Annotated in this window: 13 protein-coding genes and 1 pseudogene; 10 read left to right on the forward strand and 4 right to left on the reverse strand. The window is 62.4% G+C overall.

The features are described from left to right. Positions 1–13: 13 nt before the first annotated feature. On the forward strand, positions 14–2938 hold the full coding sequence (locus tag AC5Y7D_RS01735; protein WP_499920848.1) for a helix-turn-helix transcriptional regulator: 2925 nt from the start codon (positions 14–16) through the stop codon (positions 2936–2938). Between the two features lie 3 nt (positions 2939–2941). On the opposite strand, the gene AC5Y7D_RS01740 is transcribed toward AC5Y7D_RS01735, so the two are convergent. Beyond that, the gene (locus tag AC5Y7D_RS01740) at positions 2942–3211 is read right to left on the reverse strand and encodes a DUF4242 domain-containing protein (RefSeq protein ID WP_499920849.1); all 270 of its coding nucleotides are present in this window, start codon (positions 3209–3211) and stop codon (positions 2942–2944) included. A 257-nt stretch (positions 3212–3468) separates the two neighbouring features. Here AC5Y7D_RS01740 and AC5Y7D_RS01745 point away from each other — a divergent pair. The 3 genes and pseudogenes from AC5Y7D_RS01745 to AC5Y7D_RS01755 form a co-directional block, all read left to right on the forward strand. After that, a pseudogene (locus AC5Y7D_RS01745) lies at positions 3469–3693 on the forward strand (DUF222 domain-containing protein); the annotation flags it as partial. A 167-nt stretch (positions 3694–3860) separates the two neighbouring features. Next, the gene (locus AC5Y7D_RS01750; RefSeq protein ID WP_499920971.1) at positions 3861–4502 is read left to right on the forward strand and encodes a type IV toxin-antitoxin system AbiEi family antitoxin domain-containing protein; all 642 of its coding nucleotides are present in this window, start codon (positions 3861–3863) and stop codon (positions 4500–4502) included. Then, a complete protein-coding gene (locus AC5Y7D_RS01755; RefSeq protein WP_499920850.1) occupies positions 4499–5254 on the forward strand; it encodes a nucleotidyl transferase AbiEii/AbiGii toxin family protein in 756 nt (251 codons plus the stop codon). The genes AC5Y7D_RS01750 and AC5Y7D_RS01755 overlap by 4 nt, the downstream gene beginning before the upstream one ends. A gap of 643 nt (positions 5255–5897) precedes the next feature. On the opposite strand, the gene AC5Y7D_RS01760 is transcribed toward AC5Y7D_RS01755, so the two are convergent. Further along, the gene (locus AC5Y7D_RS01760; protein ID WP_499920851.1) at positions 5898–7328 is read right to left on the reverse strand and encodes a hypothetical protein; all 1431 of its coding nucleotides are present in this window, start codon (positions 7326–7328) and stop codon (positions 5898–5900) included. A 348-nt stretch (positions 7329–7676) separates the two neighbouring features. On the opposite strand from AC5Y7D_RS01760, the gene AC5Y7D_RS01765 reads away from it, so the two are divergent. The 6 genes from AC5Y7D_RS01765 to AC5Y7D_RS01790 all read left to right on the forward strand — a co-directional run bounded on the left by AC5Y7D_RS01765 (position 7677) and on the right by AC5Y7D_RS01790 (position 18195). Beyond that, on the forward strand, positions 7677–10703 hold the full coding sequence (locus tag AC5Y7D_RS01765) for a TrlF family AAA-like ATPase (RefSeq protein WP_499920852.1): 3027 nt from the start codon (positions 7677–7679) through the stop codon (positions 10701–10703). 553 nt (positions 10704–11256) lie between these two features. After that, complete coding sequence (locus AC5Y7D_RS01770) at positions 11257–12993, forward strand: type I restriction-modification system subunit M (RefSeq protein WP_463842659.1); 1737 nt, start codon at positions 11257–11259, stop codon at positions 12991–12993. Next, the gene (locus AC5Y7D_RS01775; protein WP_463842660.1) at positions 12990–14285 is read left to right on the forward strand and encodes a restriction endonuclease subunit S; all 1296 of its coding nucleotides are present in this window, start codon (positions 12990–12992) and stop codon (positions 14283–14285) included. The genes AC5Y7D_RS01770 and AC5Y7D_RS01775 overlap by 4 nt, the downstream gene beginning before the upstream one ends. Further along, complete coding sequence (locus AC5Y7D_RS01780; RefSeq protein WP_463842661.1) at positions 14278–14577, forward strand: nucleotidyltransferase family protein; 300 nt, start codon at positions 14278–14280, stop codon at positions 14575–14577. The genes AC5Y7D_RS01775 and AC5Y7D_RS01780 overlap by 8 nt, the downstream gene beginning before the upstream one ends. Beyond that, a complete protein-coding gene (locus AC5Y7D_RS01785) occupies positions 14567–14962 on the forward strand; it encodes a HepT-like ribonuclease domain-containing protein (RefSeq protein WP_499920853.1) in 396 nt (131 codons plus the stop codon). The genes AC5Y7D_RS01780 and AC5Y7D_RS01785 overlap by 11 nt, the downstream gene beginning before the upstream one ends. Before the next feature lie 104 nt (positions 14963–15066). Further along, complete coding sequence (locus tag AC5Y7D_RS01790) at positions 15067–18195, forward strand: type I restriction endonuclease subunit R (RefSeq protein WP_499920854.1); 3129 nt, start codon at positions 15067–15069, stop codon at positions 18193–18195. 104 nt (positions 18196–18299) lie between these two features. Here the strand turns inward: AC5Y7D_RS01790 and AC5Y7D_RS01795 are convergent, their stop codons facing one another. Both AC5Y7D_RS01795 and mobF read right to left on the reverse strand, forming a co-directional pair. Continuing rightward, complete coding sequence (locus tag AC5Y7D_RS01795; protein ID WP_499920855.1) at positions 18300–19280, reverse strand: hypothetical protein; 981 nt, start codon at positions 19278–19280, stop codon at positions 18300–18302. 178 nt (positions 19281–19458) lie between these two features. Beyond that, a complete protein-coding gene (mobF, locus tag AC5Y7D_RS01800) occupies positions 19459–22260 on the reverse strand; it encodes a MobF family relaxase (RefSeq protein WP_499920856.1) in 2802 nt (933 codons plus the stop codon). Between the last annotated feature and the right edge of the window lie 95 nt (positions 22261–22355).

Raw genomic sequence — 22355 nt, forward strand, 5'->3', positions numbered from 1 at the left:
CTACGTTATGGACATGGCGCAGTGGATGCCGCCGCCCCTCCCCGCAGAGCTGATCGCTCGTCGCGGCGGTCCGCTGGTCGGCCGTGCCGCCGAGCTCGCGGCGTTCGAGCAGGCCTGGGAGCGGGTCGAGGGCGGCAAGCGTCAGGCGGTGTTCATCGGCGGCGAGCCAGGAGCCGGTAAGACGCGCCTGGCCGCCGAGGTCGCCGGGAAGCTCGCCGATCACGGCGTCGCGGTGCTCGTCGGGAGCTCGACGGCCGATGCTGACGTCCCGTACGCGCCGTTCGCCGAGGCGCTGGATCGTCTGCTGATCGCCAGTCCGCCGGGTTCGCTCGCAGACGCGCTGGCGGGCGCGGGACCACAGCTGCGCCGGCTGACAACCCAGGTGGGCCGGCATCTGCCCGACATCGGGCCGGCCGACGATGTCGACGCGCTGCGGCGTGCCCTCTTCGACGCGGTGACGGGCTTCCTGCGCCGGCTGGCCTTCGATCGCCCCATTGCGTTGGTCCTGGAGGACATGCACTGGGCGCAAGTGCCCACGCTGGCGATGCTCGAACACGTGCTCATCGGCTGCACGGACGTGCGCATGCTGGTGGTGGTCACCTTCCGCACCACCCAACCGGACCGCTCCGAAGAGCTCGCGACGCGGCTGGCCGAACTGCACCGGTTCGATGGTGTTCGGCGTATCGATCTCGGGGGCCTGGACACCGAGGCGATCGCCGAGTTCGTCGGCCAAACCCAGCGGCTGGGCCCGCCTTCGGTGCGCACGGCCGCGGCGTTGCTGCGAGACAAGACCGGCGGCAATCCGTTCTTCCTGACCGAACTCTGCAACCACCTGGAAATCCGGGGCGGTTGGGATGGGTTAGGCACGCTGAGTTCACACCAGACCGTCCCGGCATCAATTGGGGATGTCATTGCCCGCCGGCTCCGCGGACTAGGGACCTGCGTCCGGAACGTGATCGAACAAGCGGCCGTGTTGGGCGAAGTGTTTGACCTGCCGGCGCTGATCGCCACCAGCGAGTCCGATCTCGCGGCGACGCTGGCGGCGGTCGATTCGGCCCAAGCCGTTGGGCTGATCCGGGCAGTCCCTGGCTCTGACGGCGAGTTCGCGTTCGTGCATGCGTTGACCCGTGAGGCCGCGCTCGACGGGATGACGGCGTCGCGACAACGGATCATGCACGCTCGGGCCGCCGAAGCATTGGAGGGGCGCGCCGACCCAACGGTTGTTCCCCGCGTGGCCAACCATTACCTGCTTGCGCACGTGCTGGGCTACCACGATCAGGCGTTGCATTACGCGCGGAAAGCGGCCGAAGGAGCCGAGCGGAGCCTGGCGTATGAGGACGCGGCGAAATGGTTCGAGCGGGCAGCGTCGCTTCCCGAACTCAGTTCCGAAGATCGGGCTCGACTTCATTTCGGAGCGGCGACAAATCACGTGCGCTCCGGCGATTTCGCGCATGCCCGGGCCATCTATGAGCGCCTCAGTGCGATGGACGATCCGCTCACCCGGCTGGAGGCCGCCGTAGGGTACGAGAACGCAAGTTGGCGTCCGGGCCTGGCCGGCTCGAAAGCCGCCGATCTGCTGGCCTCGGCATTGGAGACGTGCGGCTTGGACACCGACGACTCCCGCTATGTACAGGCACTCGCCAGTTTCGGACGGGCGTTGCCGTTTGCCGGTGAGGCGACACGTGCCCGCGAAGTCGGGACTCGCGCCATCGATCTGGCTCGGGACTTCGGCGATCCGGCGGTCCTCGTGCATGCGCTGCACGCCAGCCTGTGGCAAAGCCTCAGTCCGGAGTTGTGTGACATCCAGCTGGAGCGGACCGCCGAGCTTCTGCGTGGGGCGCAATCAATTCGCGACTACGACACCCTCGGCTCGGTGTCGCATTTCCGCGCTGTGGTCTGCTACGTAGTCGGTCGCCCGGACGACCTGGCCGCCGCGGCCGCCGAGCTACAGCGAGCGGTGCAAGCCTGCGGGCAGCCTTTCTTCAGCTTCATCAACGCGTGCGGCGTGCAGGCGCTGACGTATCTGCGGGGCGACTTCGCCGGCGCCGAACGGTGGGTGGACATCGCGTTGCACACGGGCTACCAATTTGCCGCAGACGAGACAGAAGGCTCGTACGGGGCTCAAATGTTCATGATTCGCCGCGAAACCGGGGACCTGAAGAGATTCGCTGGATTCGTGGACGGCACCGAGACATTCGCCGGCCGATGGGTGCCCGGGTTGCTTGCGCTTTACACCGAGCTCAGCTGCGAACGTGGCATGACCCGCGCGCTCAATCACCTCCTCAACCGCAATCTCGCCGATCATGTCGAGGAGGCGCAGTGGCCGATGGAGCTGGTATTCATGCTGGAGGCAGCCTTAGAGCTGGGCAATCGGGCAGCTGTGAACGTGCTGCGGCCGTTCGTCGCCCGCTATGCCGGCAAGAACCTGGCGGCCGGACAATTCGTCGCGCTGTTCGGGAGCGCCGACCGATATCTCGCGCGGGTCGCGGCACTTGCCGGTGACACCGACGCCGCCGAGCGTCAGTTCGCCGCGGCGCTCGAGATGGACCAGCGGATGGGCGCGACGGTACATGTCGCGGAGACGCTGGCCCGACACGCGCTCTTTGCCGCGTCTGTAGGTCGCAGTGACCAGGCCCGGCGCCTTGCCGACCAGGCACGCGCGATTGCCGCGCCGATCGGCCAAACCCGCGTTCTTGACTTGGTGGATCCACTGCTGGCCTCGCACCCAGGGGGTCCGATGGGCCTCGACGGCCTGAGCGACCGGGAGATTGAAGTGCTGCGGCTACTGGCCGAGGGGCTGAGCAATCGCGCGATCGGCGAGCGGCTCTACATCAGCACCAACACCGCCGCCAATCATGTGCGCAGCATTCTGCTCAAGACCGGTGCCGCGAATCGGACGCAAGCGGCAATGTACGCCACCGAGCACGAGCTGCTCTGAGCATCAGATGTTGGTGAATGCGCCGTCCGGCAGGATGCGGTCGGTGACCTGGACGACTACGTCGGCGGGAAGACCGGCGCGCGCGGCCGCGGTCCGGATGGCCTCCGGCGAGGGAGCCTCGTAGAGGCAGTAGGTCTTTCGCTTGTCCGCCGACAGAAACGAGTACAGCCAGCGGACGCCCTCTTCCGCATTGATGCGATTGATCCCATCCACGGCGTCGAGCGTGGGCTCCAGGGCCTCCGCGTAGTTGCGCTCGATCATGAATATCGGCACGGTGAACTCCTACTGGGCATCTCGGCTTGCCGTCTGAAATCCGATGCTGCTCAGGTTAGTGTCCACGCCGTCGGCTAGAAACCCAAGTTCGCTTTGGTCGGGGTCACCGGGCTGCTTCCGGCGTGGCCGGTGTCTGCCGCGCTTGGACCGCTGCGGTGAGACCGTAGGGATAGCTCGATTGGGTGCCAATTCGGCTGTCCCGCTGGATCATTCGGTCGAATGATGGAGTTGTCGTACCCCGCTGTGATGATGGGGTTATGTCTTCGATCGGCTCGGTGGGCTCTGCGGTGACGCTTCCGAAGGAGCGTTTGGAGGTGTTGTTCGAGGAGTTGGCGCAGTTGGCCGGGCAGCGTAACGCCCTGGACGGGCGGATTGTGGAGATCGCGGCTGAGATTGAGCGTGACGGGTTGTGCGGGATGACCGGGGCACGTTCGGTGGCGGCGTTGGTGGCCTGGAAGCTGGGGTCCTGCGCGAGCACAGCCACGTGTCGATGACGCAGGGCCGTTAGATGAGTCGCGGGCGCATTCACTCTCAGTAGCCCACCTTCTGGACCGAACGGTCCGCATAGGCGGTGACAACCGCGGCAATCGAATTCGAATATGCATTATATAGGTTTTTAGCCTATGATCCGCGTACTGAAGGAGTCATTGTGGCCCGAACGCACAGCACAGCGGTCCCCACTCGCTTGGCCGCGCATCCGCTCGGTACCTTCCGTCCGGCGCAGGCGAAACACACCTACGCACATCCTGCTGCCGAGGTGGCGCGCCTCCACAAACGCGGACGGATACACCGGCTGGCCGATGGTTATTACGTCGTCGTCCCCCAGGCCATGGTGGGTCGCGACTGGATGCCCGGCTTGGAAGCCGCTGCGGCAGGCATCGCTTCGGCGATCTACGGACCGGACGAAATCGTCATCATGGGCATCAGCGCCGCACGGCTTTACGGCGCGATTCCACGTGCGCTCGCCACCGGCATCGTGGCCGTTCCTGCCCAACACCGCCCTATCGAGTTATCCGACCGCACAGCCGTCGTCCGATTCGTCAAACGCAACACCCACGCATTGGACGCCGAGCGCTACCAGACTGAGCTCGGACCGACGCTGGTGACCACACCCGAGCAGACGGTTCTCGACCTTGCCCACCGCCCCGAACTGGGCGACGCCGAAATCGATGTCGCGGCTGCCGTCGTTGCGCTGTACGAGCGCAGCGACCCGGACCGCCTGCGCACCCTGGCGACTGAACAACGCCGTGGCGCATCGCTTAAACGAGCCAGAGCCTGGGCGCAGCAGTGAACAGCGACGAAAAGGCTGCCGTGGCCGAACAATTCGGCGTCGCGACCGAACAGGTCGAACGTGATCACCTCATCTCTCACCTCCTGGCCTTCCTGTCCCGGGATTTCGGCGACAGAATTCACTTCATCGGCGGCACAGCGCTCGCCCGCACTCACCTCCCGGACGGGCGGCTGAGCGAGGACATCGACCTCATCGCAATCGGCGACCGCAAGTCCGTCGCTGCCGATATGGACGCCACCCTGCCCCGCGCACTCGCACGCACTCACGGGCGACTCACCCTCGACGCTGAACTCAGCAACGACCCCGACACCCGCCCGGCAATCTGTCGTACCTCCGACGGACTGACGGTGCGACTCCAACTGCTGTCGTCACGGGGCCGAATGGTGTGGCCCACCGAGCGGCGATCCCTTGTTCAGCGTTATGCCGATGCTCCCGCCGCCGAGTTGTCGGTGCCCACACTTGCCGCCTTCGCCGCGTCCAAGACCTCGACGTGGGTCCACCGCCACGCCGCCCGCGACCTGTGGGACCTCTGGGCACTCAGCGGCCTTGGTGCCATCGACGCCTCGGTAGAGGAGCTCTACCGGCGCTACGGCCCGACCAACCAGCCGCCAGCCCCGCACGACTTCACGAAAGCGCCAACAGAGGCCGAATGGCAAAACCAGCTCGCCGGCCAAACCCGTCTCACGGTGACGGCGAGGGACGCCCTACGCGCCGTCCGTGACGCCTGGGCACAGGTCAGCGGGTCCCGATAAACGATGAGAAGAAAATCTGATCTTGAAAAATCGCCATTGAAGTGGGGCGGGCGGGGCTCGAACCCGCGACCAACGGATTATGAAATGGCTAATCTCGCTTTCTCCGGAAAATGCGCAACTGTTCTGTGCCGCATTGGATTAGCTGCCTCGATGATCCCACCGAAACCCAGCGGATTGGGTCATTTCTCAGTCATTCGCGATGAATAAACGATGACAGCTTGGCGCTTTCAAGGCCCTACAGTGCCCCCGCTGAGCGCTGGGGCCAGGCCGATTCGGGCCACTTTGTGAGGCTGACTTTGGGCTCCGGATCAGGTCACGGTATGCCAACCTGCGATCTGAGTCAGCTTCTGCACGTGCCCATTCGGGCTATTGCGGATGCCGTGTGAAGCCTCATGTGGAAATGCCTCGAACCGTCACTACAACAAGGGTGTCGGGTTGAATTCTGAGGAGCCTGCTCCGGAACTACCTGCACTTTTCGGCCGCACCAACAAGGGGCAAGAAACAATTGGGTCGAGAGGGTTCGTCCTTCGAGACCGGGAATTGAGTGCCGAATAGCGCTCGCCCCCGCCGTCGCGGGATCCGACGCATTAGGGACGCAGCGAACCGTTGGCGTTCGCGTGCGGGCCGCGATGTCCATTCGAGCTCAATCGATCGGAACTGGGTCGGGGTGGGAATCATCCCAGGGCTCACCCACAGTTGGCAGAATCCGGATAAGTACGTGCCGAGTGCGGGCCTCACCGACGTATTCTTCAGCCAATTGTCTGACGGCGGTGCGAGTCTTGGTCCCCATCGTGCCAACGACGCCGTCTTTCGACTTGATCGTCACCTCGGTGGTCTCGTCAATCTCGGCGAGACCGACGTAATCGTAGAGGAAGCCGCGCAGGAATATGTTCGTGAAGTCCTCGCGTACGACCCTGATGATCTCGTCCCAGAACGCGTTGCGGTCGGCTGCAAGGATGGCTTCGCTTGTCAAATGAGGGTCACTGACCCGATGCGCGGCGATCATCGTAATGGGATGTGCGAGCGTGACCCACACCGATGGGAACACCGGTGCTACGGCCCGAAGGGATCGCTCGTCGTCTTCAGGAAGAAGGAACCCGGCTTGGCGTTCTGGGAGCGTATCAATGAGTCGCTGTACATAGGGGTCGTGATGACAGCCGACCATGAACCCGAGGTGCTTCACTGCAACGCGGTTCTCAAACAGGCTGGTGAACAGCCTCGCGATGCTGGTTGCGTCGAGTTCTATGGCCGGAACTAAATTAATGCGGCTGCCTTCGGTTCGAACGTAAGGTTCCTCAATCAGCGACACGAATACTTCCTTTTTGTCATCAGCGGGGTCATCGAGGGTGATTACGTCACCTTGTAGCAAGCGGTTTATGAGGTCTGCCTTGATGCTGTGACGTGCTTCCGCCCGCGCTTGGGCATCATCTGCAGCGAGCAAAATTCCGCTGATGGATCCGGCGAGCGCTTCACGAAGACTCTCAACCTTCTTGGCGGGCAAGCGATTACCGTGAGCGTCAACTACTGAGTACTCCTCATCATTCCACCAGACAACCCAGAAGTAGCCGCCGCCGTAATACGCGGCCTCCACCCGCGAAGTACTACTACGGAACTCGTTCTCGACGGCTAGGCGAACTGTGTCTTCAGTTGCGGTCTCACCGGCCTCGCACGCCCTCCCCAGGAGTTGCCTCCCGTCAAAGATGAAGACGCGCTCGTCAGTTTTCTCAAGCGAAGCGAAGCTGCCGCGTACGTTGCCGTTCACGCCATTTAAGGCGACGAGCATACCGACCGTTGCGGGCTTCTCTGCTCGCTCGAGAAAGAGCTTCCCAAGAAATTTCTGCCAGGTGGGCATGTCAACCGGGTCTGCATACGCTTTTGCTTCGCATAGAAGCGGTATCACGTGGGATGCCCCCATTACGCCGACCTCGCGTGCGCCGACGACGTCGAGCTCGTTACCGCCGGATCCAACGACGTTGGAGTACACGTTTCCGTAGCCCTGGCTCTCGAGCTCGGTATGAAGGAGTGCCTCCAGCTGCGCCCCCTTGTCTTTGGCGCTGACTCCCAAAACCAGCATGACGGCACCTCCGACGGCTACGGCAAAACAACGAGACAACAGGCCCCGTAACAGGCATCACCCGAGCTGCTTACGGACCCTAGCCGACCGCGGGCGGTGTTTCGATCGCCTGATCAGCAAACCCACCGCTCGCGGGAGGTCTTCGGGTTCAGCGGGTGTATTTTCGGCGGGAGTCCCCGTTTGTTCGTCGCCGGCTGGTATCCGTCGGAGTCAAGCCCGCGAAACCAAACCGTCGGCGTGGTCGCATGGGGAGGAAGCTCGACGGCGCTACGATAACTCTCGTGAACTGGTAGCGGCTCGCGTCTGCCTCGGCTGGCTGGCGTTAAGAGTCGGTCGAAAGGGCAACCCGTGGCAAGGTCGGGGGCAGAGCGGGCACGCGGCACCGCATGGCGCATCTGGGATCTGCACGTTCATACGCCGGCATCGATTGTTCAGGAGTATGGCGGCAACACCGATGAAATCTGGTCAAGGTACCTCACCGAACTGGCGAACCTGCCCGAAGACATCGGTGTCATAGGGATTAATGATTACTGGTTCCTGGATGGGTATCGGCGTGTTTTTGAAGCTTGGCGCAGCGGCAGGTTCCCAAACTTGGACGCGATATTTCCGGTGGTCGAGATGCGCCTGGACCAGTTCGGCGGTACGGAAGGCAAACTGTCACGTGTCAATCTTCACGTCGTCTTCGATCCAGAACTCGACCCGGATGTCATCCAAGCTCAGTTCTTGAATGCGCTCCAACCCAGGCTGAGACTCTCCCCTGAGCACGAGTCTTTGGGGTGGCAGGGTGTCATCACCCAAGATTCGCTCGCTGACCTCGGGAGCAAGGTCAAGGAATCTGTGCCCGAAGACCAACTCAGCAAGTACGGTTCTGACCTTCGCGAAGGCTTCAACAACCTCAACGTCTCACTTGGGGATGTTCAAAATGTGCTCTCTGGCCCGTATTTTAAAGGGAGGGCCCTGCTGGGAGTGGGTAAGACTGAGTGGGCGGATATCAAGTGGACGGATCAATCGATCGGCGCGAAGAAGAATGTCATCAATTCCGCAGACCTCATCTTTACCGCATTTCAAGACGCCAACAGGTGGAAGGCGAATGTCGAGTCTCTACGCGCAAGCAAGGTGAATGATCGTCTTCTGGACTGCAGCGACGCCCACTACTTCGCAGATTCGGACCAGCACATGCGCCTGGGCGCCTGTCAAACATGGATGAACACCGCTCCGACACTCGCCGGACTCGCATACGCACTTGGAGAGTTCGAGCGCCGAGTTTACGTAGGGCTTGAACCGCTCGCTCTCGCTCGAATCCGTAAGAACCCGGAACGATTCATATCGAAAGTCACTGTGAAGTCTGATAGTGAAGACCACCAACTCTTCGATTATGAGGTCCCGCTCAACACCGGATTCATAGCGGTCGTGGGCAACAAAGGCCAAGGCAAATCTGCCCTCCTCGACTGCATAGCCCTTGCCGGCAACTCCTCACGCAATAGGGAATTTGCATTCCTCACATCGACGCGCTTCCTCAGCACCACAAGTGTGAAGGTCGCCAGAGAGTATTACTCAGAGCTCGAGTGGGCTACTGGAACGACGCGTCGTGCTCAGCTTCCTGACGAACACGATCGGGCTGCCCCCGTCTACGTCGAATACCTGCCGCAGGCTTTCGTCGAACGTGTCTGCAATATCGACCCTGCCACCGGCGACGCCGACGAGTTCGAGCGCGAGCTGCGCGTCGTGTTGTTCACGCACATTCGAGAAGAAGAGAGGTCAGGACAGAAGACGTTCGACGCGCTCCTCGCTCAAAAGACGCGCGCATCGCAGGACACTATCAATCGCCTACGTGACGACCTCCGAGCAGCCATCAATTCCTACGTGTCGATCGCCGCGTTCCGCGCGGAAAATCGGCTGCCTGAAGTCGAAGGACGGCTTTCGTTGAAGGAAAGCGAGGTAGCAGCCGCCGAATCGTCATTGGAATCTGCAAGGGCCGCGCTCGCCGAGATCGACTTGGCTAGTCGCGATGATGGTGAACTCGAAGCCCTTAAGCAAAGATCCGAGGAAATCGAATCTGCGCGAACCGAAATGCTTAGCAAGCGGACTGAGAACGAACAGCGTCAGGCACGGATTCGACAGGCTATCAGCACGATGGAGACGATTGGTCAAGAAGCAGAGGTTCTCCGCACGGACGCCGCCGAGCTCAACGCCCGGGCAGCGGACTTTTTCACTACTGCTGGCGATCCGTACGTATCCGTGACGATCAACCTCATTCGCTATGACGCCTGGCGCGCGACCGTCGAGGCAGATCTTGGTGCGGCAAGAGTCGAGCATGACGCGCTGGTTCGGGACCTTGAAATGCAGGAGGAGGCACGACGCCAAAATGCAGAGTCGCTCGCTGCCGCTGATAGCGCGCGCGAGCGTGCGCGTCAGCGAGTCCTCCAATCAGAGGAACGCGTAGCGGCCTTGGTTGGGGACGAGAACGACGAAGAATCGCTCAGCGGCCTTCGGGCGCTACGCACTCGTATCACCGAAGCTCCCACCGAGATGGAGAACCTGCGCCAGCAGATCAACAAGCACGCCGGCCGCATACACGGCGCACTCCGCGCCCAACTCGAGGCCGTAGAAAGCCTTTATGCACCTGCGTCTGACTTCATTGCACAAGCCGAGGTCGTTCGGAATGCAGGCCTTGAGTTCAACGCAGAGCTTCGTATGCTGCCAAATTGGCGGAGTATTCCAAGGAGCCTGGACGGTCGGCGCAACGGCGATTTCACCGACTGGCTCGCCGAGCTGCCCCGGCGGATCGAGGACACGAGTTGGGACCAGCTCTCACCGCAACTGTTGGAAGCCCTCGTCCGCTTAGAACACGAACGAGGGGAGCCTGACGATCCGTTCAGGAACCCCGCTCACGCCTTGCGAGGGACTACGGAGTTGGACGAGTTCTTGATGAGCATCTTCGACCTGTCGTGGCTAGAAGTTCGCTTCGGTCTGACTGGCGACGGTTTACCGCTATCGCAGCTGTCTCCTGGCCAACGCGGGCTCGTGCTCGCGCTGTTTTACCTCGTGGTTGACCGTCGTACCACACCACTGCTTCTCGACCAGCCGGAGGAGAACCTCGACAACGAAACCATCGCATCGAAGCTTGTTCCCGCGATTCACGAGGCTGCCGGGCGGCGTCAGACCATCGTAGTCACGCACAACGCAAACCTCGCCATCGTCGGCGATGCTGATCAGATCATCCACTGCCAATTGCGAGATCTGCGATTTTCCGTCAGCAGCGGAAGCATCGCTGAGCTCGACGTCGCACAATTCGCTTTGAACGTCTTGGAGGGGACCAAGCCTGCGTTCGACAACCGCCGTCATAAGTACGAAGCGTTCCCTGAACTCACATGAGCCTCGCTTTCGTGTCGCCGTGAGCCTCATGTTCAGTGGCTACGCGGCCAGGTCTTTAGTCATTCCCGCCGCATGTTTCCTTCGACAGCTTGTGTGGCTGCGTAGTCGATGGAACTTGTCGGCGATTGTTGTGGCCATCTAGTGGCCGCGGCGCCATGCCGATAACTGTGCGCTGTATCGCCTTGGCCGGCAACACGTTTCGCGTGTCAGTCGCGCCGATAACACCCGGTCATGCCGCGGCAACCGCGACGCTTAGCAGAAACTCCACCGTGAGGGTCTTCGTTGTGGCAACGACGATGTCGGGGCGTGGTCACTCCCGGGAGGGCTTCCGTCTTTTCTGCACTGTCTTCATCAGTAACAGCTTCGATCCACGGGCGTCGGGCGCTATTGCTCGACGTCTTCGGCCAGACTCGCCCATCGTGGATAACCGCTGTTATCCATGATCGACTGCCCAGTCTCCGGGCAGTGCACGATGTAGCCAACCAAGCTATGGATCGGGTCTGGTGTAGTTAGCGTTTTAGGTGACGCATTTGCGCGAAGGGGAGATCGGATTTTGAGCAAGCTGGGCAATTTCGTGTGGGGGATCGCGGATCAGCTCCGGGGCGTATACAAGCCGCACCAGTACGGCGGGGTAATCCTGCCGTTCACGATCCTGCGACGCCTAGACTGCGTCCTCGAACCCAGTCGCGACGAGGTCCGGACGCTGGCCGCCAAGTGCACCGGCGGAGCACTGGATGTCCAGGTAAAACGCACGATGGGGCTCGGGTTCTACAACACCAGCGCCTTCGACTTCGCCCGCCTGCTGGAGGATCCCGAGGGACTGCGGGCCAACCTGATTGACTACATCACCGGGTTCTCGGCCAACATCGACGTGTTCGAGCGGTTCAAGTTTGAAAACGAGCTGGCAACCCTTGACGAGAAGAACCGGCTCTACCTGGTGACCTCGAAGTTCGCCGAAGTCGACCTGCACCCGGACACGGTGCCCAACGCCGAGATGGGCGACCTCTTTGAGTACCTGATCTACAAATTCGCCGAAGCATCCAACGAGGAAGCAGGCGAGCACTACACGCCGCGTGATGCGATCCGGCTCATGGTCGACCTGCTATTCGCCGAGGACAACAAGGCCCTCCTCGAGCCCGGCACCGTCCGCACCATCTACGACCCCACCGCTGGCACCGGCGGCATGCTGTCGGTCGCCGAGGAGCGCCTGCTGGAACGCAATCCCGATGCCCGGCTGCGGTTGTATGGGCAGGAGATCAACGACCAGTCGTACGCGATCTGCAAGTCCGACATGATCGCCAAAGGGCAGGACGCCGGAAACATTCGGCTGGGCGACACCCTGGCCGGCGACCAGTTCTGGGACCGCACCTTCGACTTCTGCATGTCCAACCCGCCCTACGGTTTCGACTGGAAGGCGTCCCACGCGGCCGTCGAGAAGGAAGCGCTTGCCGCAGGTTCCCGCTTTTCGCACGGTCTTCCGTCCATCGGCGACGGGCAGATGCTGTTTCTGTGCCACCTTGCGCACAAGATGCGGCCCACGCACGAGGGTGGCGGCCGCGCCGGGATCGTCCTGAACGGGTCGCCGCTGTTCAACGGCGCCGCCGAGTCCGGCCCGTCAAGGATCCGCCAGTGGCTGCTGGAATCGGATCTGGTTGAGGCGATCGTCGCGCTGCCGACGAACATGTTCTTCAACACCGGCATCGCCACCTACATCTGGATCCTAGATAACACGAAACGCCCTGAGCGCGTGGGCAAGATCCAATTGATCGACGCGACCTCGTTCTGGACGAAGATCCGCAAGAACCTCGGCGCGAAGAACCGCGAAGTCGACGCCAAGGCACGCGACCGCATCTTGGGCCTCTACGACGCCTTCGACGAGGCCGACCCTGACTACTCGAAGGTGTTCACCGCCAATGACTTCGCCTACTGGACGATCACCGTCGAACGGCAGCTGCTGGAGGAGGACGGCAATCCGGTCACGGACCGCAAAGGGAACCCGAAGCCGGATGCGAAGAAGCGGGACACCGAGAACGTTCCGTTCACCTACGGCGGCAACAGAGACGGCGACGCGGGCCGGGCCGCGACGATCAAGGCATACTTCGAAGCCGAGGTGCGCCCGCACGTCCCGGACGCTTGGGTCGACACTGCGAAAACCAAAGTCGGGTACGAAATCCCATTTACCCGACACTTCTACAAGTACGTGCCGCCGCGGCCGCTCGCGGAGATCGATGCCGACCTGGAGAAGCAGGTCGCTAAGATCTTGGACTTGCTGCGGGAGGTGGAAGGGTGACCAAGTCGGTACGTCTTAAGTGGCTGCTCGAGGAGGTCGATGATCGTGCAGGCGAGCGGGCCACGACGCTGCCTCTTCTGTCGGTATCGATCACGAAGGGCGTCCAACGCCGCGATCAAACTGACGCCCCCACGCGCGCAGCGGCCGAGGACCTCTCCAATTACAAGGTCTGTTGCGCAGGAAACCTCGCCGTCAACCGCATGCGCGCGTTTCAAGGAGCGCTTGGTGTCGCACCCGAAACCGGTATGGTCAGCCCCGACTACGCGGTTCTCCGGATCTCCCCGTTGATCGAGCGTCGCTGGCTCAACTATTTTCTGACCAGTAGTTCCATGGTTGCCGAGATGGCCAGTCTTGTGCGCGGCATCGGAGGCACCGAGACGGGGAATGTCCGGACCCCGCGGCTCAACATCAGCGATCTTCATTCGATCCGCATCGATCTCGAATCGTTGGAGGCACAGCGCGCCATCGCCGACTACCTCGACCGCGAGACGTCCCGTATTGACACGCTTATCGACGAGCAGCAGTGCCTAATCTACATGCTTGGCGAGCGGCGGAACGCCCTCGTATCCGGCGTCTTCATGGATAGAACCCCCAACAGCAGGGTCCATTATGCGTGCCTTGACATTGTCGACTGCTTGCACTCGACGCCTGACGTTTGCGATGAAGGTGAGTATGAAGCGGTACGGACGGCCTCGGTTCGAGCCGGAAAATACCGACCTGGCAATGGTTTACGTGTTGATCGTGAGACTTGGTCGGCGCGCAACTCGGGCGGTTCGCCAAGGATAGGAGACATCCTCTTCACCAGGGAAGCGCCCGCAGGTGAAGCATGCATGGTTCCCTCGCACAAAATCTGTCTGGGGCAAAGGATGGTGCTACTCAGGATCGATGATCGTACTTGCGTCGGCGAGTTCCTGATGTGGCAGATCTACTCGGATCGTGTGCAGGATCGCTTCCGGCTTGCTGCGAACGGGTCCACGGTTGGCAACGTGCGGTTGCCTGTACTTCGCTCGACACCTATCTGGCTCCCATCGCTGGACGAGCAGCGGCGCATAGCTTCGTACCTCGACGAGCAGACCGCAAAAATCGACACCCTAATCACCGAGACCGAGCGGTTCATCGAACTCGCTCGCGAGCGCCGGTCGGCACTCATCACGGCTGCTGTCACGGGCCAGATTGACGCGCCAGAATCCGCCGCCCAGAACTCACACTTCTGCAGACTTGAGCCACGACCTTCAGCGCGCCGGGCTGTCGGTCAGGCAGAATATGACGACGGAGGTGACAGCGGTGCATGAGGTGGTCGAGTCGAAGCGGCACCAGATACAGGATTTATGCCGTGAGCTCTCGGTGCGTCGCTTGGACGTGTTCGGCTCCGCTGTCAGCGACTCATTCAACGTCGATACCAGCGATGTCGACGTCCTCGCGGAGTTCGAGGCGGGACCAGACTTCGACCACTACTTCGCGCTCAAAGAAGGGCTCGAAAAAATCATCGGCCGACCGGTTGATGTGGTGACACCGTCCGGCTTGGCCAACCCGTACTTCAAACAGCGCGTCATGCAGACGCGAGAACCGATCTATGCAGCCTGATCCTCGAAAGTATCTCTGGGACGCGCTGCGCGCCGCGGGATTCCTGCGCCAATTTGCCGCCGGAAAAACATTCAGGGAATACCAGGATGATGTGCTGCTGCGCTCGGCCGTTGAACGGCAATTCGAGATAGTCGGGGAGGCGCTGAGTCAGCTGGCGAAGAGTCACGCCGACATGGCGGCGCAAGTTCCCGAACTACCGCGGATCGTGGCCTTCCGGAACATCCTGATCCACGGGTACGCGAACGTCGACGACGCCCTTGTGTGGCAGGTCCTGACAGACAAACTTCCGCAGTTAGAAACGGCGGTGCGGACATTGCTGGCCGAGTCGGCAGGCGATCCCGAGTCCATCGATTCGCAGGCAACTCACGAGGAGACCGGGAGTTGAGTCGGCAAACCGAGAGCTTTCTCGAACTCGCTCAGGACCGCCGCTCGGCCCCGATCGTCCGCGCCGGCACAAGCCAAATCGCCGTGCGGGAGGGGTCCTGAAACATGGCTCTGCACAACGAAATCGAGTTCGAAAAGGAGTTCGCCGAGCACCTGGCGGCCCACGGCTGGCTCTACTCACCCAATGACGCCGACTACGACCGCGAACGCGCCCTGTTCCCCGAAGACGTCCTCGGCTGGCTAGCCGACACTCAGCGCGAGCAGCTGGACAAAGTCGTCAAGCCGGGCTCCGGCTACATCGCCAAGCAGCAGGCCCAACTGCTGGACCGGATCGTGAAAGTCCTTGATACACCGCTGGGCAATGGCGGCGGCACCCTCAACCTGCTCCGCAAGGGATTCTCACACCTGGCGGCGAAGTTCCAGATGTGCGTATTCAAGCCCGAATCGACACTCAACGAGAAACGCAACTCCGACTACGCAGCCGTGCGGGTGCGAGTCATGCGGCAGGTGCACTTCTCCACCGCCGATCAACGCTCGGTGGACCTGGTGTTCTTCGTCAACGGGCTGCCAGTGGCCACCGCGGAACTGAAGACCGATTTCACCCAGACCGTCGCCGATGCGATCACCCAGTACAAGACGTCCCGGCTACCCAAGGACGCCAAAACCGGCGCGCTCCAGCCGCTGTTCGTCTCCGGTGCCCGCGCGCTGGTGCACTTCGCGGTGTCCGACGACGAGGTCTGGATGGCCACCAATCTCTCTGGTGACACAACGCATTTCCTGCCGTTCAACCGTGGCGCCGAAGACGGCGGCGCCGGGAACCCACTCAACCCGACCGGTTCGAAATCCGCCTATTTGTGGGAGCGGGTTCTGCAGCGCGACGCCTGGCTCAACATCCTCGGCCGACTGATGTACATCAAGCACGAGTCGAGCACCGACCCGATCAGCGGCAAGACCACCAAGTCGTCGTCGCTACGATTCCCGCGGTTTCACCAGTGGGAGGCTGTCACCAGACTCACCGCCGCGGTCACGGCCGAAGGCGTCGGAAAGCGTTACCTGATCCAGCATTCAGCGGGTTCGGGCAAGACTGACTCGATTGCCTGGACCGCGCACCGGATGGCGCGGCTGCAGGTCGACAACCAGAAGGTGTTCGACTCGGTCATCGTCGTGACCGACCGCAACGTGCTCGACGCCCAGCTGCAGGACGCGATCAAGCAGATCGACAACGACCAGGGCATCGTCGTGGCCATCGACCGCGACGAAGCCGCGAAAGCTGGCGGCGAGGCGAAGTCGAAATCCGGCCTGCTCGCCACCGCGCTGCTTGGCGGCAAGCTGATCATCGTCGTCACCATTCAGACTTTCCCGTTCGCGATGAACGAGATCCGAAAGAACAAGGGGCTCAGAGGCAAGACGTTTGCCGTCATCGCCGACGAAGCCCATTCGTCGCAGTCCGGACAGATCGCGAGCAAGTTGAAGTCCGTGCTGACCGCCGACGAACTCGAAGAGATCGAGGAGGGCGGTGAGATCGATATCGAGGCAGTGCTGGCTGCCGAAGCCAGCGAGCGTGCCGAGTCGGCCAACATCTCCTACTTCGCGTTCACCGCCACACCCAAAGCCAAGACACTGGAACTGTTTGGCCGCAGGCCAACTCCCGACGAGAAACCGGTCCCGTTCCACGTCTACACGATGAAACAGGCCATCGAGGAGGGCTACATCCTCGACGTGCTGACCGGGTACCACTCGTTCAAGTTGGCGTTCCAGGTGGCGCAGAACGTCGCACACGGCAACGAGGTGGACCAGGCCCAAGCCACCAAGGAGGTCATGCGCTGGGTCAAGCTCAACCCGCAGACGATCGCGCAGAAGGCCGCAATCATCGTCGAGCATTTTCACGAGAACGTAGCGGGGCTGCTCGAAGGGCACGCCAAGGCGATGGTCGTCACCGACTCCCGCAAAGCGGCGGTGCGCTACAAGCTCGCGATCGACTCGTTCATCGCCCAAAAGGGCTACGGCTACGGCACCCTCGTCGCGTTCTCGGGCACGGTGCAAGACCCGGAGTCCGGGCCAGAGCCGTTCACCGAAGCCAGCATGAACCCCGGCGTGCATGACCTGCGTACCTCATTTCGCGGTGACCAGTACAAGGTGATGATCGTCGCCAACAAGTTCCAGACCGGATTCGACCAGCCGCTGTTGTGCGCGATGTATGTCGACCGAATCCTGTCCGGCGTCACTGCGGTGCAGACCCTCTCGCGGCTCAACCGCACCTACCGCACCCCGTCGGGCATCCAGAAGACCGCGTCGATGACGCAGGTTGTGGATTTCGTCAACGAGCCCGAGGAGATCCGCAAGGCGTTCGAGCCGTACTTCACCGACGCGTTCCTGGAAACCGAAACCGACCCGAACCTGGTCCACGACCTGGCGGCGAAACTCGACACCGCCGGCATCTACACCGAAGCCGAGATCGACCAGTGCGCAGAGGTTTTCGTGACTGGCAAAGGTCACAACGCGCTCAAGGCGGCGGTCGACCCCGGCAAGAAGCGGTTCGCCGAGCGCTACCAGGCCGCCCTGATTCACAACGGCGGCGAGGGTGACAAGGCGGCACTGGCCGAGCTGGACATGTTCCGCAAGGACGTCGGGTCCTTCGTGCGTCTCTATGACTTCATGTCGCAGATCATCGACTACGGTGACCCCGGTCTGGAGAAGAAACAGATCTACCTGCGCGAGCTTGAACGGGTGATCCGGCCGGACAACTACACCGCTCCGATCGACCTGTCTGACGTAGTGCTCAAGCACGTCAAACAGATCGACCGGGGCAGGATCGATATCGGCCTCGGTGTGCGGGTCGGGCTATCCGGAATCACTGCCGCGGGGTCCGGTGAGAAGCGCGACCCGAAGATGGTTGCCTTCCAGCAGGTGCTCGACCGACTCAATGACCTGTTCGGATCCGAAGACTTCACCGAATCGCAGAAGGTGTCGTTCCTGGAAGCACTGTTGCAGACGCTGCTCGAGGATGCTGCGCTGGTGCAGCAGGCGAAGGTCAACTCCGCCAAGCAGTTCGTGGAGTCCCCGGACTTCGATGACGCCGTTACCGGCGCAGTCGCCGACAATCAGGGCGCGCACGAGAAGATGAGCGACTATTTCTTTACCAATGCACCAGGCCGGTCACATTTGATTTCCGACATCGCCAAATGGTTCTACCAGGTCGTCACGGATGAGAGTCTGCAAGATGCTCAGCGGTGAGGCTGCGGGGCGCTGCACGACCGTGAACGGTGGCAGCTTCAACGCCCGTGCTGGCAGGTACGTCACTGCGAAACCGGCGCAGGAACCGGTTTTGACAGCCACAGCTACCTATCTGGAACGGGTATGAGCAGCTTGATCGCGCGCGCATCTGGATCGGGTGGGGCTTCATTGGCACGCAAGATGTGCATAAGGACAGAAAGCTTGTGCATCCGAGACAATCCCGCGTGTTCGTTGGGGCGCGGGAGGCCCGTGTCGTTGCAGTGACTAGCGTTGATTCCGACAAGAAATGACCGGCGATAGCCTTCCATTATGATTTTCCCCTGAGACACAATTGCGCCGTCGTCCATAGGAATACGCAAATCAATCGGGGCCATACCGCGCTGTGCGACGTACACGGGTCCGCCTGAATTGCCGTTGGTAGAAAATGCATCGAACAACACCTGATGATTGCCGTCTTTTGTAGTCGGTTCACCTTCGCAGTAGCGGTGATTCTGTTGCGGGTCGCTGGCGATCACACCTGACCGTAGAACGGGCCTAGTTTGAAGCCGGTCATACCAAATCGGATAGCCAGGAAAAGTCACAAACTCTCCAGGTTCTAATTCCGGCCAGAGTCTTTCGCATTCCAACAGATAAGCCCAACTGTGTGCGTGGTTGAACATGATCCCGTCGGGGCTAGTCTCAGCCATGAATTTTTCTACATCTCCGTGTAAGGTACCGATTATCTCCACGGGTGCCCCAGTTTTTGCGGCGATGGGAATGACCGCAACATCAACCAGAGGGTCGGAATCATAGTAGAGGGGCTGGGGGTCAGCGACTGTATGTTCTAGCAGTAAATATTTACTTTGCCACCATTGCACCTTGATTGACTTTAGCGTTGCACCTCCATTTTCGATCTCATTCGCGAATGTAGCATCGGTTAAGTGTCGGTTGGTGACCAGACCTATGCGACTGTCAGGACTTGGGAACTCAACAAGAAAACCTGTTCCTTCAATCGGCTTGCATTCGAGTCCACTATCTGCAAAGTGATGCGTGACAGTAAGCCTGCACGCTGAGTAGAGCTGATTCGTACCAAATCCCGTGTCCATCACCGTTCCTTGCCCATCCGTTGCGGGTCGGGATGCATTGTCACACGGGGCGTACGACAGAGCCTGCAATCGCGTTCGCCCCGGTTAGCTCGACGCTGTGCCAGGGCGCGCCCTGGCACAGCCAAGACCACCGACGCCAGCGGGTCACATCGGCAGGTTGACATAACTCAGGTTGGACTCATAGACCTAGCGAGTAACCCACATCATTGTCTCGGCTGCGGTCGATGTGCTGGTCGATTATGCGGTGATCGGGGATGTTGATTCCTGCGCCGCCCGCGCACCATTGCTGAAAAGCGGCCCGCCGCTGTCGAACGTCTTTGTCGCGCCGCCATAGCAGGCCACGCACCGGCACGGGCAATGGGGAACCATCAGCTTCGTGTGCGACCTGATGGGCGGTGCGGGCTCGCTCGTCGCGGTGGCCGATCAGCGTCCGAGCCAGCTGTGCGGCGTCGCGGCTGGTGCCGCGTCGCGGGATATGAAAGCCGTCGGGCTGGTGGTGTTCGTGGACGCCGGCGATCCGCTCGTGGAGGTAGGCGGTGTTGGCATCGCGGCCGCGGGTCATGGCGACGTAGAACAGTGCGCGGGTGGTGTTTTCGCCCAGCACGGCATGCGCGGTGTCGACGGTGACGCCTTGCGCGGAATGCACGGTAAGGGCGTAGCCGTAGGTGATGTGCTCACGCAGATAGCGGCCGCTGAAGGCGGCACACGCGCCATCACTCAGGCGTCGGGCGGCGATGCGATCGTTGTCGGGGTCCACCACATAGACACGCCAGCGGTTGCCGTTGCGCACCGGGTCGGCGGGCTTCTTGATGTCGGCGTCGAAGACCGGCATGTTCGGGTCGTTGCGACGGCTGACGATCAGGTCACCGACCGCGACGCGGTGCCCCCGCGCGGCCAACTTGGTGGGCTGCTCAGCGCAGATGGTGTCGCGGTGGATGCGCCAATTGAGGGCATCGGCCATCTCGGTGGTGCCGCATATCAGCAGCGCGTCCTTCCCGGCCGCAATATCGCGGCGGTAGCCGGCCAGGGCGTCGGCGGCCATCGCGACCCGGTCACCGGTGTGCAGCCGGCCCTGGGCGCGGTACCACTCCACGGCGCGGCGCACCGAGGCGGGCCCGCCGTCGCGCAGCGCCAGCGACGCCGTCCGCTCGCCCGCGTCACGCATCCGCCAGACCTCCGAGAGCCGCTGCGCCCAGGGAAGATCCGTGCACAGTTGGGCGAACATGCCGCCGCGGGCCTTGACCGGGCCCAGCTGGTGGGCATCGCCGACGAGCACGACCTTGGTGTGGGCGGCCGTGGTCGCTTTCAGGAGCCGAAACAGATCGTCGGTGCCGACCATGGCGGCCTCATCGACGACGACCACGTCCAAATGCCCCAACGCCAGGGCGCCGCTGTCCAACTCGTGCAGAGCTTTGGCGATCGTGTAGCCGACATCGCCGGCGCCTTCCCGGATCGCGACATCGACCGCGGTCCCGGTCGGGGCCAACACGAACACCCGGGCGGTGAGGCTGTGGCGGGCCACGGCCGCCAACGCCCGCAGCGAGGTGGTCTTGCCCGCCCCCGCCGGCGCGCTGAGCGGCTGCACCAACCACGGGGAGATTGCGATGTTGTACACCGCGCGTTGCTGCTCGGGGGACAGCCCGTCCAGGTCGCCGTCGCGCACCCACATTTCCGCCCGGCAATCCTGGGCGTCCACCAGCTGCAACAGCCAGGCCTCTTCGCGCAAAATATGGTCCACGGTGAACCGTTCGTGGCCCTCACGCTGATGAGGCTGCCGCGGCCCGGACAGCCGGATCCCGATGTTGTCGACGGCCTTCTCGATGAGCTGGCGTGGGCTGCTCGCGGTGTCCACGGGCAGCTGCGCGCCGATGATCTCGACCAGGTCCGCGCGGGTGAACGCGGCCTTGTCGCTCTGCGCGGCCACCTCCGCCAGCCGGAGCCGATCCACCTCCTGCCCTCGCGCCTCGCAACGGGCACGGTAGGCCTGGCGGCGGGCGGCGTCCTCGACGGGCAGGCCGCGGGCATCGGCGCGCCACGCGGCCCGCAACTGCGCGAAGGACAGCTGTTCCGGTTTGCTCGGCCGAGTCGCCTTCTGCGCCGCACTCAGCTGCGCCGCCGACAACTCATGCCCCTCCGCGAGGGTGAGGTTTCCCGCCGCCCACTCCCGCAACTGCGACGAGCGCTGCGACCAGGCGGTGATGCTCTCCGCGGAGATACCGGCGGCCTCGGCGATGCCCGTGGCGGGGTCCACCGGCAGCCACTCAAAGCCGCACGACCGTGTCAGTTCGCGGCGCAGCGTGGCCTGATAGATCACCCCGGCGGCCTTGGCTTCGTGATACAGCGACGTGCCGTCCAGCGACACCATTTTTCCGCCGGCGCGGGCCTGGCGGTTGGGGACGATGACGTGGGTGTGCAGGTGCGGATCACCCGCGCGGGAGGTCTCGTGCTGGTAGGCGATCGCCACCAGTCCGGGTAAGTGCACCAGGTCCTTGTGCCCCGTGACCGGGTTGTGCACGCGGGTGTAGCCGGCATGCTCCGCGAGGTATTCGAGGGCCTCCGAGATCGCGGTTGTGTGCGCGTCAGAGATGGCTTTGTGGGCCACCTCGCCGGCCCGGATCGCCCGGGCCAACGACACACTTTTGGGGGCGCAGAACGTCAGATCGAAACCGTGCACACCGCGGTTCCCCAACGCCCGTCCGGACGCCCCGTTGGGTGCGGTGCCGTCATCGAGCCAGCGCCCCGCCACGTCGGGATCAGCTGTCCCACCCGCCCGTTGAAGATCGGTGAGACCCACGAGTTTGGCCGCGGTGTGGGCGTCTCCGGCGCACAACCAGACCGGCGTACGGGTGTCGTGTTCGGCGTAGTACTCCCCCAGCCCGCCACCAGTACGACGCACCTCGGCGCCGGCCGCTGCCGCGGCGCGGGCGGTGTCGTTGTAGTAGCTGATCGACCACCGCGAAAGCTTGGCAATCGTCAACACCCGACACCACCCGAGACCTCAAACCGCCTGGCGCACAACCCCGGCGGGAGCACACGCGATGTGTGCTACCGCCAATCTCGCACACCAATGTGCAA

This window comes from Mycobacterium sp. NGS49 (assembly GCF_059812565.1).

Excerpts from the sequence above, each read along its gene's own strand:
- AC5Y7D_RS01790 (WP_499920854.1), top strand. The coding sequence starts at position 15,067 with ATGGCTCTGCACAACGAAATCGAGTTCGAAAAGGAGTTCGCCGAGCAC.
- AC5Y7D_RS01785 (WP_499920853.1), top strand. The coding sequence starts at position 14,567 with ATGCAGCCTGATCCTCGAAAGTATCTCTGGGACGCGCTGCGCGCCGCG.
- AC5Y7D_RS01760 (WP_499920851.1), bottom strand. The coding sequence starts at position 7,328 with ATGCTGGTTTTGGGAGTCAGCGCCAAAGACAAGGGGGCGCAGCTGGAG.
- AC5Y7D_RS01735 (WP_499920848.1), top strand. The coding sequence starts at position 14 with ATGGCGCAGTGGATGCCGCCGCCCCTCCCCGCAGAGCTGATCGCTCGT.
- AC5Y7D_RS01795 (WP_499920855.1), bottom strand. The coding sequence starts at position 19,280 with ATGGACACGGGATTTGGTACGAATCAGCTCTACTCAGCGTGCAGGCTT.